Source organism: Lactobacillus sp. C449L (assembly GCF_059900815.1).
Genome location: NZ_JBWXGA010000362.1, coordinates 1 through 420 on the forward strand (window position 1 = coordinate 1; position 420 = coordinate 420).

Sequence of the window (420 nt, forward strand, 5' to 3'; positions counted from 1 at the left end):
GCGCCTAACCAGCGCCTTTGCCAATGGTTTCATTACGGAGATGAACGGGCGGGCTCAGTTGCCGGAGCGGCTGACGACGCGGCCGCTGCGCGCATCGACATCGACCCAGATGACCCGCCCCTCGCGCATGAACTTCAGGCGATAGGTGCGGCCGTCGAACTCCGGACCCAGGTAGCGCGCGCCCCGCATTTCGGACCGGACGCGGGCCTCGATCGCCGGCAGCGGCAGGATCTGGCCCTCGCGCTGCCGGCGGTGGCCGATCAGGCCGCGCACCAGCCGCTGCGGCCGCTCCACCGGGTCGCCATGGGCGGGGAAGTAGATGCGGTCGTCACGCCTCGTCAGCTTGTCGAGGCTGGCGAGATAGGCCCCCATGTCGCCGTCGGGCGGCGCCACCACCGTGGTCGACCATCCCATCACATG

The 420-nt window shown here is 70.0% G+C and carries 1 protein-coding gene; it reads right to left on the reverse strand.

The genetic code is table 11. The features are described from left to right. Positions 1-54: 54 nt before the first annotated feature. Positions 55-420: hypothetical protein (locus AC2JF9_RS09790; RefSeq protein ID WP_500727392.1), on the reverse strand; the 366-nt coding region annotated here is incomplete at its 5' end.